This is a genomic window from uncultured Bacteroides sp. (assembly GCF_905207245.1).
Taxonomy (GTDB): Bacteria; Bacteroidota; Bacteroidia; order Bacteroidales; family Bacteroidaceae; genus Bacteroides.
The window spans coordinates 1-12,439 of sequence record NZ_CAJLKP010000116.1 but is presented as its reverse complement, the minus strand read 5'-3'; the positions used below and the strand labels follow the sequence as shown (position 1 = coordinate 12,439).

Sequence of the window (12,439 nt, the reverse complement as noted above, 5' to 3'; positions counted from 1 at the left end):
ATGCTTCCATATGAATTTCTAATTTTAGAAGTGTCAACTTATTCAGTACACTACAGATGTGCGTGTCCTTTGACATACAGACCTTCATTAGTACATCAACAAGAGAAAGCTGGATAAGCATTTGGTTATAATCTATGCTTGTTTTACCTTTGCAAGCAAAGAAAAAGATAATGAACACAATCAATGAGATAACTGCCACTTATCAGCATATTGCCGAAGAGGGGCGCCGGAAACTGAATAAAGTACAAAACAAGATTTACCGCATAGGTACTCTCCGATTACTGCTATTCGTTGCCGGAGTAGTGGGAATCATATATTTTTGGTCGGCAGACTGGGTATTGCTGACGGGGATCATTACCGTAACACTTCTGCCTTTCATTCTGTTAATAAAGTATCATAACCGCCTGTTCCACCAGAAAGACTATCTGGAAAAGAAGATAGAAATCAACGAACAGGAGCTTGCCGCACTGAATTATGACACGTCATCCTTTGAGGATGGAGCCGAATTCGTAGACCCGGCACATCTGTATAGTTTCGATTTGGATGTCTTCGGACCTCATTCCCTGTTTCAATATATCAACCGGACATGCACACAGCTTGGAAAAAAACTGTTAGCTACCTGGTTGGGCACACATCTGGAGAAGAAAACAGAAATAGAAACTCGGCAGGAAGCTGTCCGAGAACTGGCTCCGCTCCTGAAATTCAGACAGGAATTTCGCATCTTGGGATTACTGCATAAAGGAAAAGCGGCCGACGAGGATGAACTGAAGGCATGGGCCAAAAGTCCGAGCATCTTCCGGAAGAGTCTGTTTTTCCGCATGTTGCCTTGGTTAGTCGGTGGAACAAATGCAGTGTGCATTGCACTTGCAATTGCGGACATTATCCCAGCCAGTGCTTGTGGAGCCGTATGGGTATGTTTTGTATTCGCCAGTTTCAGTTTCACCGGCAGAATCACCAAGATGCAAGCAGTGTATGGCAAGAAACTGCAAATACTGGCAACGTATGCCAATCTGCTCCGCCTTATAGAAAACGAACCGATGAAAAGCCCTGTATTAAACGAAGTGAGAACGTGGATTGGTGGCGAAAAACAGACAGCCTCCCACTCCATCCAACGCCTAAGCAAACTAATGGACGAACTCGACCAACGAAACAATGCTTTCATGTATGCCATTCTCAACGGTCTGTTCTTCTGGGAAATCCGGCAGATCATGCGTATCGAAGGATGGAAAGAACAGTATGCTTCGGAATTGCCCCGTTGGCTGACAGCCATCGCCCACATGGATGTCCTGTGTTCACTGGCGACTTTTGCCTACAATCATCCGGACTACTCTTACCCTGTCATCGCCACCCGGTCTTTCTGCCTCCGCGCCGAAGATATGGGACATCCGCTAATGAACCGCGACAAATGTGTGCACAACGACATCGACATAGAGAAACGTCCTTTCTTTATCATCATTACCGGCGCCAATATGGCAGGCAAAAGTACATATCTCCGCACGGTAGGTATCAACTACTTGTTAGCCTGCATCGGAGCACCTACCTGTACCCGGCAAATGGAACTATATCCTGCCCGTCTCATCACCAGCCTGCGTACCAGTGATTCTCTGACCGACAACGAATCTTATTTCTTCGCTGAACTCAAACGTCTGAAACTCATTATCGACAAACTGCAAGCCGGTGAGGAATTATTCATCATCCTCGACGAAATTTTAAAAGGAACCAACTCCACAGACAAGCAAAAAGGTTCTCTCGCCCTCATCAAGCAATTCATGACTTTACAGACAAACGGCATCATCGCCACTCACGACTTGATGCTTGGTACCCTTGCCGAGCTCTTCCCTACCGATATACGTAACTATCGTTTCGAAGCCGACATTACTGACAATGAACTCACTTTCTCATATCGTCTGCGCGAAGGGGTAGCCCAGAATATGAATGCTTGCTTCCTGATGAAAAAAATGGGGATAGCCGTCACCGACTAATCCCCACCAACTTAAAGTTAAATCCAGTAAAAGCCTATAGATTAGTTCACTTTACACTTCGACAAGAAAGCCGATACAGTCGCTGCATCATTACCCGTATAATAATGCACAGAAGTCACCGGTGTATACGTATAAGGAACAAATTGGAACAACTGAACAGCTGCAAATTTATTATCTTGCGAAAGTATAACATCCATACGCACATTACCACTCCCTTCACTCTTTACACCATCTTCAAGCGTAAGATGACCTTTTTCGATCATTTCTTTCAGTTTGCCCATGTGTTTCAAATCAAAGAAAATGCTACGCTCTTTCGTAACACTACCGGTGGGGAGATAGACCACTTCTTTTGATTTCCAGAACAAACGGAATATTCCTAATAGAAAGAATGCCGTTCCCAGCACCATCAATAACATACTGAGCGTAGACGATCGATCAGTTACTTCGAAAGTGGATGCGAACACGAGGATACCTAACAGTAACATAACTGCCGAGAAAATAAGTCCAGAAATACTTGTACGTTTTACAATATCAGGGTGTGTAGATGCAAAGATTGTTGCATCAATTGCTTGAGTTGCCATAATTTAAATCGTTTTGAAATGAATAAAAAAATTAACTGATAAAAATAGTCACCTAATGTAAGCCAATGGTTACAAAAGATAAAAAAGAATTTGATTCATTCAAACGTCTAAATGATAATTCTCCTGAGCGTGAACACGTAATATTCACACGCAGGTTGACAACGATAGAAAGCAGTGGAATTGAACAACTTCGAGCGTTGCAATGATAATGCACCATCACGATGAGCCAATCGCTCTACCACATCTTTCAATGAAAGTATAAATTCAGTTGTATATGAACGCTGCGCACGCGAAAACGTGAGCAACTGTGTAGCTCCACCGGAACTTGCAATCTCCGCATCAGATAAATATGGCAATTGCGGAGCCGGGATATAACTTCCTTGCCGGACATCATTTCTCTGCACATTTCCGTCTTCTCCCGCAACTCTTTGAGAGACAATAGTCGTTTCATCTACTGATGCAGTAAATGTATCGCTCACGCTTCCCCAAAAGGCAGTTGCAAGAACCAGAATCAATATCAATTTTAGAAACTTTGCCATATCTATTTGCAAAGATAACAGTTTGTTTCATTCAATTGTTTAAAATAAAAACCTTTTAATGAATGTTTAGGAAAGATATATCTTAATTCCTCGCAAGAGCCTCGTAAATAACCTCATACAGAGATTAAAAGTAAAATCTGTGGTTATCAGAGCACAGTTTGCAGACGAATCACCTTCTAGCAAGAAGTTTAGCAACAGTACGGAAAGCCTAAATGAGAAACAAAGTATAGAAAAAACATGTAGAAAACAAAAAAGCCACCCCCAGATGGGAGATGGCTTTTATATTGAGAAGAATAGTCGATTTATTCAGCTTTAGCTTCTTCAACTGCCGGAGTTTCAGCAACTGGAGCTTCCACCGGAGCAGCAGCCTCTGCGCTCTTCTTAGAACGACGAGTACGAGTAGCTTTCTTAGCAACTTTGTCTTTAGCCATGTTTTCGTTGTAGTCAACGAGTTCGATAAAGCACATTTCAGCGTTATCACCTAAACGGTGTCCTGTCTTGATGATACGAGTATAGCCACCCGGACGATCAGCAATCTTCACTGAAATTTCCTTGAAGAGTTCTGTTACAACTTGCTTATCCTGCAGATTGCTGAACACAACACGACGAGAATTAGTCGTGTCATCCTTTGATTTCGTAATCAAAGGCTCAACGAACTTCTTCAGAGCTTTAGCCTTTGCAACAGTCGTAGTGATTCTTTTGTGCTTAATCAAAGAACATGCCATGTTAGACAACATAGCGTTTCTGTGAGAAGCAGTACGACCTAAATGGTTGAATTTCTTATTATGTCTCATTTTTTATTCTTTATCTAATTTATATTTAGAAATATCGGTTCCAAACGAAAGATTCAGACTTTCCAGCAAATCATCAAGCTCAGTAAGCGATTTCTTTCCGAAGTTTCTGAATTTCAGCAAATCCGTCTTATTGAACTGTACCAAATCGCCTAACGTTTCTACATCAGCAGCCTTTAAGCAGTTAAGGGCACGAACTGATAAATCCATATCAACGAGTTTGGTTTTCAACAATTGACGCATGTGCAGTACTTCTTCATCAAATTCTTCATTACCATCTACATCATTGCTTTCCAATGTAATCTTCTCGTCAGAGAAGAGCATGAAATGATAAATCAAAATCTTTGCAGCTTCTTTCAGTGCTTCCTTCGGATGGATGGAACCATCGGTAGTAATCTCAAGCACCAATTTATCGTAGTCCGTTTTTTGTTCAACACGGAACTGCTCAATCTGGAACTTTACATTACGTATCGGAGTATAAATAGAATCGATAGGAATTACGTTAACATCCGTGCAATACTCGCGGTTTTCATCAGCCGGAACATATCCACGACCTTTGTTAATCGTAATATCGATCTGCATTGTTGCTTTAGAATCTAAATGACAAATAACTAATTCAGGATTTAACACTTCAAATCCAGTCAAATACTTACCTATGTCACCTGCTTTAAATTCACTAGAATTCTCGATTGTGATACTTACTTTCTCACTCTCGAACTCCTCAACTACTTGCTTGAATCTCACCTGTTTCAGATTCAAGATAATGTTAGTAACATCCTCTTTAACTCCCGGAACACTAGAGAATTCATGCTCAACACCATCTATCTTAATAGTGGTGATAGCAAAACCCTCCAATGACGAAAGAAGGATGCGGCGCAGTGCATTACCAACGGTAATACCGAAACCGGGCTCCAACGGACGAAATTCGAATTTACCGAATCGCGAATCCGCTTCCAACATTAATACTTTATCAGGTTTTTGAAATGCTAATATCGCCATGAAATTAATTATTTTTATTTAGAATACAATTCTACGATCAAATGCTCTTTAATGTTTTCAGGAATGTCTGCTCTTTCAGGTACATGCAACAATTTGCCAACCTTTGAGTTATCATCCCATTCCAACCAAGGATACTTGCTATGGTTAAAACCAGCCAGTGAATTAGCAACGACTTCCAAAGATTTAGATCTTTCGCGAACACCAATCACCTGTCCTGGTTTTACTGCAAATGAAGGGATGTTTACCACTTCACCATCCACAGTAATATGCTTGTGACTCACCAACTGACGAGCAGCTGCACGAGTAGGAGCAATACCTAAACGGAATACTACATTATCAAGACGACCTTCCAACAATTGGAGAAGTACCTCACCGGTAATACCCTTTGCAGTAGCTGCCTTTTCAAACAAGTTACGGAATTGTTTTTCTAAAACTCCATAGGTGTATTTGGCCTTCTGTTTCTCACGAAGTTGAACACCATATTCTGAAGTTTTTCTTTTTCTTGAATTGCCGTGTTGTCCGGGAGGATAATTTTTCTTAGACAAAACTTTATCTGCTCCAAAGATACCTTCACCGAATTTACGGGCTATTCTTGATTTTGGTCCAGTATATCTAGCCATTTCTTTTAAATTTTAATTGTTTATTCATGAACTCAACTTGTTGCAGCCGCGATTACAGAGAGAAATTTATGTAATCCAATAACAAAATCAAGATCATTTTTATTAAAGGTAAATCTTAAACTCTACGTCTTTTCGGAGGACGACAACCATTATGTGGAAGCGGAGTTACGTCAATAATTTCAGTAACTTCGATACCTGCACCGTGGATAGTTCTAATAGCAGACTCACGTCCGTTACCTGGACCCTTCACATATGCCTTTACCTTTCTCAGACCAAGATCAAATGCAATCTTTGCACAATCCTGGGCAGCCATCTGGGCTGCATAAGGAGTGTTCTTCTTAGAACCTCTAAATCCCATTTTACCAGCAGATGACCAAGAGATAATCTGCCCTTCACTATTTGCGAGAGAAACAATAATATTGTTGAAAGATGAATGAACATGTAATTGTCCATTAGCGTCAACTTTCACATTTCTCTTCTTTGCTGCAACTGTTTTTTTTGCCATATCAACAATTATTATTTAGTAGCTTTTTTCTTATTTGCAACGGTTTTCTTTCTACCCTTACGAGTACGAGCATTATTCTTTGTGCTCTGACCTCTTACAGGCAAACCGATACGGTGACGTACACCACGGTAACAACCAATATCCATCAAACGTTTGATGTTTAATTGAATTTCCGAACGGAGGTCACCTTCTACTTTAAATTCTGCACCAATGATCTCACGAATCTTGGCAGCTTGATCGTCCGTCCAGTCTTTCACTTTCAGGTCTTTATCTACACCAGCTTTATCCAAAATCTTTGCTGAACTACTACGACCTATTCCATAGATATAGGTCAACGCAACTTCACCTCTCTTATTCTGAGGCAAATCGACACCAACTATTCTTATAGCCATATACTAAATTATTTTTTTTGCAAAAATAATAATATTATCCTTGACGTTGTTTATACTTAGGATTTTTCTTGTTAATAACATACAAACGGCCATTGCGTCTAACGATCTTACATTCTGGCGTACGTTTCTTTAAAGATGCTCTTACTTTCATATCTTAATTTTATTTATATCTAAATACAATTCTTCCTTTCGATAAATCGTAAGGAGACATTTCGACTCTTACTTTATCACCCGGCAGGATTTTTATATAATGCATTCGCATCTTACCGGAAATATGTGCAGTAATCTCATGTCCGTTTTCTAATTCAACACGAAACATTGCATTAGACAATGCTTCAACTATAACTCCATCTTGTTCTATTGCAGATTGCTTAGCCATATTAATTTTTTAAATTGCTTTATCTCCTAATACTTCTTCTATGAATTTAAACGATGATAAAATATCAGCCTTGCCAGCTCCTACAGCTACTGTATGCTCAAAATGAGCCGCACACTTCCAATCTTTCGTTCTCACCGTCCAGCCATCACGCTCCATTACTATTTGGCGATTACCTTGCGTAATCATCGGTTCAATAGCTATACAAAGACCTTTCTTCAAAACTGTTCCATAACCTCGTTTTCCATAATTAGGAACTTGAGGATCTTCATGCATCTCTTTGCCAATACCATGACCAACAAACTCACGCACTACACCGTAGGAATTGGACTCACAATGTTCTTGTATTGCATATCCGATATCACCCAACCGCTTTCCTTGAATAGCATTTTCTATTCCGATGTATAATGCCTCTTTAGTAACCTTCAATAATTTGCGAACTTCCTCATCTACTTCTCCCACACAAAATGTATAGGCAGAATCACCACAAAAACCATTCATATAAGTACCACAATCAACCGACACAATATCACCTTCTTTCAGTACTATATCACCAGGAATACCATGTACCACCTGTTCATTTACCGATGTACATAACGAAGCTGGAAATGGATCACCATATTGATTAGGGAAACCTTTAAAAGTAGGGACAGCACCATGATCTCTAATGAATTCTTCCGCTACTTTATCCAGCTCTCTTGTAGTAACTCCCGGCTTTACCAGTTTTGCAACTTCAGCCAATGTCTTCCCGACAAGCAAATTACTCTTACGGAGCAGCTCTATTTCATCTTCCGTTTTAAGAAATATCATCTTCTAAAAGATTAATATGCAGCTACGTTACTACGTCCCTTAATACGACCAGACTTCAATAGACCATCATAGTGTCTCATCAACAAATGACTTTCAATCTGCTGGAGTGTATCAAGAACTACACCTACAAGAATTAACAAAGATGTACCACCGAAGAATTGAGCAAATTCAGCCTTCACACCAAAAATACCAGCAAAAGCAGGCATAATAGCTACCAAAGCCAAAAAGAAAGAACCAGGCAATGTAATACGAGACATGATATCATCGATATACTCAGCTGTTTTCTTTCCCGGTTTGATACCTGGAATGAAACCATTATTTCTCTTCATATCCTCAGCCATCTGAGTTGGGTTAATCGTAATTGCAGTATAGAAATACGTGAATAGTATAATCATTATTGCAAATACGAAATTATACCAGAAGCTTGTATGATCAGTAAATGCACGCACAAAACCGCTCACATGATCTACATTTGAAAAACCAATAAAGGTAATAGGGATAAACATAATTGCCTGAGCAAAGATGATAGGCATTACACCAGCTGCATTCACTTTCAATGGAATGTACTGTCTTGCACCGCCATATTGCTTATTACCAACAATTCTTTTAGCGTATTGTACAGGAATCTTTCTTGTACCTTGCACCAATAAGATTGCAGCTGCAATTACCAACAACAGGAATACGATTTCAATTAAGAACATAACCAAACCACCTGTCTTGTCAGTCATACGGGAAATTAATTCCTGAAATAAAGACTGAGGCAAACGAGCGATAATACCGATTAAGATGATAAATGAAATACCATTACCGATACCCTTATCAGTGATTCTCTCACCAAGCCACAAAATAAACATACTACCAGCTGCCAAGATAATGGTAGAGGTAACCATGAACAGAGTCCAATCTAATGAAGCATTTAAGGAAGGACCGGCCTGCATTTTAAGATTGAGCAAATAAGAAGGAGCCTGAACTAACAGAATGATAATCGTTAAATAACGAGTATACTGGTTCATTTTTCTTCTACCACTCTCACCTTCACGTTGAAGTTTCTGGAAATACGGAACCGCAATTCCCAACAACTGAATAACGATTGAAGCAGAGATATAAGGCATAATTCCCAATGCAAAGATAGATGCATTGGAGAATGCTCCTCCCGAAAACATGTTTAATAAGGCTAAGAGGCCCTCGCTTGTTTGTTGATGCAATTGTGTCAGCATAGCCGGATTAATACCAGGCAATACAACATATGAGCCGAAACGGTAGATTGCCACAAACAATATGGTAATGAGGATCCGTTGTCTCAGATCCTCAATTTTCCATATATTCTTTAATGTTTCAATAGCTTTTCTCATCGAATTAGAGTTTTACTACACTTCCACCAGCAGCTTCAATGGCAGCAACAGCAGTCTTAGAGAATGCATGAGCTTGCACATCCAACTTTGTAGTCAAAGTTCCATTACCTAATACTTTTACCAACTGATTTGAAGAAATAAAGCCAGCAGCGATAAAGTCATTAATACTAACTGATTCTAACTTCTTAGCTTCAGCAAGTTTCTGAATTGTATCCAAATTGATAGCCTTATACTCTACACGATTAATGTTCTTAAAACCGAATTTAGGAACACGACGTTGGAGAGGCATCTGGCCACCTTCAAAACCGATCTTCTTAGAATAACCAGATCTTGATTTAGCTCCCTTATGACCTCTGGTAGAAGTACCTCCCAAGCCAGAACCTGGACCACGTCCGATTCTCTTTCTTGTTTTAGTAGATCCTTCTGCAGGTTTTAAATTACTTAAGTTCATATTGTAATTCGTTTTATATTCAACAAATAATTACTTAACAATGGTAACCAAGTGTTTAACCTTATCCACCATTCCAAGAATTGAAGGAGTACACTCGTGTTCAACCACACGATTCAACTTACGAAGTCCCAGTGCATCGAGAGTTCTTTTCTGATCAGCCGGAGCACCAATTCTACTTTTAATTTGTTTAACCTTTATAGTCGACATATATTCCTCCTTATCCTCTAAATACTTTTTCAATACTAATTCCTCTGTTTTGAGCAACCATACGTGCATCACGCATTTCACCCAACGCCAAGATAGTAGCTTTCACCAAGTTGTGCGGATTAGAAGACCCTTTTGACTTAGCCAAAACATCTGTAATACCAACACTTTCAAGTACAGCACGCATCGCACCACCTGCAACTACACCAGTACCATGAGACGCCGGTTTAATGAATACTTCTGCACCACCAAACTTAGCAGACTGTTCGTGAGGAACAGTACCTTTCAACACAGGTACCTTTGTCAGGTTCTTCTTAGCTGACTCAACACCTTTAGCAATAGCTGCGGTAACTTCACCAGCTTTACCAAGACCCCAACCGATAATTCCTTCTTCGTTACCTACAACAACAATTGCAGAGAAACTAAAAGTTCTACCACCTTTGGTCACTTTGGTTACACGATTAATAGCAACCAAACGGTCTTTCAGTTCTATATCGTTTGTAATCTTAACTCTATTATTAATTGCCATAATGATTAAAATTTAAGTCCACCGTTACGAGCAGCATCAGCCACTTCTTTTACTCTCCCATGATACAAGTAACCATTACGGTCGAAAACAACAGTAGTAATACCTGCTTCCTGAGCCTTCTTAGCAATCAATTCTCCAACCTTTGCAGCCTGTTCTTTCTTTGGCAACTTTTCAGTCATACCCAAAGAAGAAGCAGCAGCCAAAGTCTTACCGCCTAAATCGTCGATAAGCTGAACATAGATTTGCTTATTACTTCTAAATACACTCATACGCGGACGTTCAGCAGTACCTGAAATTCTATTGCGTACTCTATATTTGATCTTAATTCGTCTTTCTATTTTTGTTGTCATAACATTCTTATTTTATGTAAATTACTTAGCGCCGGCAGATTTACCAGACTTTCTACGAATTTCTTCACCAACAAACTTAATACCTTTACCTTTATACGGTTCGGGCTTACGGAAAGAACGTATCTTAGAGCAAACTTGACCCAGCAATTGTTTATCACAAGACTCCAAAATAATAAGAGGATTCTTATTTCTTTCAGATTTGGTCTCTACTTTAACTTCAGAAGGCAACTGTATGAAGATATTGTGCGTATAACCCAAAGATAATTCAATAATATTACCTTGGTTAGAAGCACGGTAACCTACACCTACAAGTTCCAACTCCTTTTTATATCCTTCAGATACACCAACAACCATGTTGTGAACCAAAGAACGGTATAAACCATGGAATGCGTGCTTTTGCTTAGAATTATCCAGCATTGCATTTTCATTCTCACTCAAAGTCACATGACCATCTTCGATGGCAACATTGATAGCAGGATTTACATATTGGCTAAGTTCGCCTTTTGGTCCCTTCACGGTAACCACATTTTCTTTCAGAGTAACTGTTACTCCAGCGGGAATACTAATGGGTAATTTTCCTATTCTTGACATTGCTAATTCCTCCTATTAATATACATAACACAATACTTCACCACCAATCTTCAGTTCAGCGGCTTCTTTGTTAGTCATTACACCTTTGGAAGTAGATATTATAGCAATACCCAAACCATTAATAACTCGCGGCATGTCCTTATAACCGGTGTATTGACGCAAACCCGGAGAAGAAATTCTTTCCAGTTTCTTGATTGCGTTTACTTTGTTAACCGGATCATACTTCAAGGCAACTTTAATTGTCCCTTGAGGACCATCTTCTACAAACTTATAATTAAGAATGTAGCCTTTCTCAAAAAGAATCTTAGTGATTTCTTTTTTCAAATTTGAAGCGGGAACTTCCACTACTCTGTGCTTTGCTTGAATAGCGTTCCGCAACCTCGTCAAATAATCTGCTATTGGATCAGTCATATAATAAAAATTAAATTAATCAGGACTACCCTGACAATATTTAAAACAAAAAATTACCAGCTTGCTTTCTTAATACCGGGAATAAGACCGTTAGAAGCCATCTCACGGAACTGAATTCTGGAGATACCAAACTGACGGATATATCCTTTAGGACGACCAGTCAATTTGCAACGGTTATGCATACGAATCGGATTAGAATTCTTTGGCAGATCTTGCAATTTTTGTGCAGCTTCAAAAGCTTCAGCAGGATCACCGGTTCTAACGATTTGCTTCAATGCAGCTCTCTTCTCGGCATATTTGGCTACTAATTTAGCACGTCTTACTTCACGTGCCTTCATTGATTCCTTTGCCATAACTTATCAATCTTTTTTAGCGTTTTTAAACGGTAAACCAAATTCTTTCAACAAGGCATAACCTTCTTCATCTGTTTCCGCAGAGGTTACAAAGGTAATATTCATTCCGAGAATTCTGGTAATACTATCGATATTAATTTCAGGGAAAATGATTTGTTCCTGAATACCAAGAGTATAATTACCCTTTCCATCAAACTTACTTTCAATACCCTTGAAGTCACGGATACGAGGAAGAGCCACACGAACTAATTTTTCAAGGAATTCGTACATTCTCTCACGACGCAAAGTTACCATCACACCAATAGGCATTTTCTTACGCAACTTAAAGTTTGCGATATCTTTACGAGAAATTGTTGCTACAGCTTTTTGACCTGTAATAGCGGTCATCTCATTAATAGCAACCTCAATAATCTTCTTATCGGCAACTGCCATACCTAAACCCTGATTGATAACAATCTTCTTAAGTACGGGTATCTGCATTGTAGAAGAATACTGGAACTGTGATTTCAACGCAGGCGCAATACGCTCTGCATATTCTTTCTTAAGACTAGCAGTATTACTCATTACTTAATCTCCTCCCCTGATTTTTTAGAATAACGCACT

General features: G+C 39.4%; 20 protein-coding genes. 1 reads left to right on the top strand and 19 read right to left on the bottom strand.

The annotated features are described in order from the left end of the window. Positions 1–170 precede the first annotated feature (170 nt). Positions 171–1,982 (top strand): MutS family DNA mismatch repair protein, encoded by a 1,812-nt coding sequence (locus QZ135_RS22945; RefSeq protein ID WP_294615083.1) that lies wholly within the window; start codon positions 171–173, stop codon positions 1,980–1,982. A 41-nt stretch (positions 1,983–2,023) separates the two neighbouring features. Here the strand turns inward: QZ135_RS22945 and QZ135_RS22940 are convergent, their stop codons facing one another. The 19 genes from QZ135_RS22940 to rplE all read right to left on the bottom strand — a co-directional run bounded on the left by QZ135_RS22940 (position 2,024) and on the right by rplE (position 12,400). Continuing rightward, the gene (locus tag QZ135_RS22940) at positions 2,024–2,563 is read right to left on the bottom strand and encodes a hypothetical protein (RefSeq protein WP_294615080.1); all 540 of its coding nucleotides are present in this window, start codon (positions 2,561–2,563) and stop codon (positions 2,024–2,026) included. 107 nt (positions 2,564–2,670) lie between these two features. After that, a complete protein-coding gene (locus QZ135_RS22935) occupies positions 2,671–3,102 on the bottom strand; it encodes a hypothetical protein (protein WP_294615076.1) in 432 nt (143 codons plus the stop codon). Between the two features lie 302 nt (positions 3,103–3,404). After that, positions 3,405–3,896, bottom strand: a complete 492-nt coding sequence (rplQ, locus tag QZ135_RS22930) for a 50S ribosomal protein L17 (protein WP_294615073.1) — start codon at positions 3,894–3,896, stop codon at positions 3,405–3,407. Between the two features lie 3 nt (positions 3,897–3,899). Further along, positions 3,900–4,892 carry a DNA-directed RNA polymerase subunit alpha gene (locus tag QZ135_RS22925; protein WP_009132608.1) on the bottom strand — a complete coding sequence of 331 codons (993 nt, stop codon included), beginning with the start codon at positions 4,890–4,892 and terminating at the stop codon, positions 3,900–3,902. A gap of 14 nt (positions 4,893–4,906) precedes the next feature. Next, positions 4,907–5,512 (bottom strand): 30S ribosomal protein S4, encoded by a 606-nt coding sequence (gene rpsD / locus QZ135_RS22920; RefSeq protein ID WP_009132607.1) that lies wholly within the window; start codon positions 5,510–5,512, stop codon positions 4,907–4,909. Positions 5,513–5,627: 115 nt separating this feature from the next. Then, positions 5,628–6,017 carry a 30S ribosomal protein S11 gene (gene rpsK / locus QZ135_RS22915; RefSeq protein WP_004296327.1) on the bottom strand — a complete coding sequence of 130 codons (390 nt, stop codon included), beginning with the start codon at positions 6,015–6,017 and terminating at the stop codon, positions 5,628–5,630. Positions 6,018–6,028: 11 nt separating this feature from the next. Continuing rightward, positions 6,029–6,409, bottom strand: a complete 381-nt coding sequence (rpsM, locus tag QZ135_RS22910; protein WP_077152998.1) for a 30S ribosomal protein S13 — start codon at positions 6,407–6,409, stop codon at positions 6,029–6,031. A 34-nt stretch (positions 6,410–6,443) separates the two neighbouring features. Further along, positions 6,444–6,560 (bottom strand): type B 50S ribosomal protein L36, encoded by a 117-nt coding sequence (ykgO, locus tag QZ135_RS22905; protein WP_002558051.1) that lies wholly within the window; start codon positions 6,558–6,560, stop codon positions 6,444–6,446. Positions 6,561–6,569: 9 nt separating this feature from the next. Continuing rightward, the gene (infA, locus tag QZ135_RS22900; RefSeq protein ID WP_002558052.1) at positions 6,570–6,788 is read right to left on the bottom strand and encodes a translation initiation factor IF-1; all 219 of its coding nucleotides are present in this window, start codon (positions 6,786–6,788) and stop codon (positions 6,570–6,572) included. A gap of 9 nt (positions 6,789–6,797) precedes the next feature. Further along, a complete protein-coding gene (gene map, locus QZ135_RS22895; RefSeq protein WP_294615066.1) occupies positions 6,798–7,595 on the bottom strand; it encodes a type I methionyl aminopeptidase in 798 nt (265 codons plus the stop codon). A gap of 11 nt (positions 7,596–7,606) precedes the next feature. Next, the gene (gene secY, locus QZ135_RS22890) at positions 7,607–8,947 is read right to left on the bottom strand and encodes a preprotein translocase subunit SecY (RefSeq protein ID WP_009132605.1); all 1,341 of its coding nucleotides are present in this window, start codon (positions 8,945–8,947) and stop codon (positions 7,607–7,609) included. A 4-nt stretch (positions 8,948–8,951) separates the two neighbouring features. Then, entirely contained in the window at positions 8,952–9,398 is a 447-nt protein-coding gene (rplO, locus tag QZ135_RS22885; RefSeq protein WP_009132604.1) for a 50S ribosomal protein L15, read from the bottom strand. A gap of 30 nt (positions 9,399–9,428) precedes the next feature. Further along, complete coding sequence (rpmD, locus tag QZ135_RS22880) at positions 9,429–9,605, bottom strand: 50S ribosomal protein L30 (protein ID WP_007662165.1); 177 nt, start codon at positions 9,603–9,605, stop codon at positions 9,429–9,431. Between the two features lie 10 nt (positions 9,606–9,615). Then, a complete protein-coding gene (gene rpsE, locus QZ135_RS22875; RefSeq protein ID WP_007212082.1) occupies positions 9,616–10,131 on the bottom strand; it encodes a 30S ribosomal protein S5 in 516 nt (171 codons plus the stop codon). Between the two features lie 5 nt (positions 10,132–10,136). After that, a complete protein-coding gene (rplR, locus tag QZ135_RS22870) occupies positions 10,137–10,481 on the bottom strand; it encodes a 50S ribosomal protein L18 (RefSeq protein ID WP_025834040.1) in 345 nt (114 codons plus the stop codon). Positions 10,482–10,502: 21 nt separating this feature from the next. Next, entirely contained in the window at positions 10,503–11,072 is a 570-nt protein-coding gene (gene rplF / locus QZ135_RS22865; protein WP_294615060.1) for a 50S ribosomal protein L6, read from the bottom strand. Positions 11,073–11,087: 15 nt separating this feature from the next. Continuing rightward, positions 11,088–11,483: a 30S ribosomal protein S8 gene (gene rpsH, locus QZ135_RS22860; RefSeq protein WP_004291226.1), complete on the bottom strand. Its 396-nt coding sequence runs from the start codon at positions 11,481–11,483 to the stop codon at positions 11,088–11,090. Positions 11,484–11,536: 53 nt separating this feature from the next. After that, a complete protein-coding gene (gene rpsN / locus QZ135_RS22855) occupies positions 11,537–11,836 on the bottom strand; it encodes a 30S ribosomal protein S14 (RefSeq protein WP_009132600.1) in 300 nt (99 codons plus the stop codon). Positions 11,837–11,842: 6 nt separating this feature from the next. Beyond that, positions 11,843–12,400 (bottom strand): 50S ribosomal protein L5, encoded by a 558-nt coding sequence (rplE, locus tag QZ135_RS22850; protein ID WP_004310886.1) that lies wholly within the window; start codon positions 12,398–12,400, stop codon positions 11,843–11,845. Between the last annotated feature and the right edge of the window lie 39 nt (positions 12,401–12,439).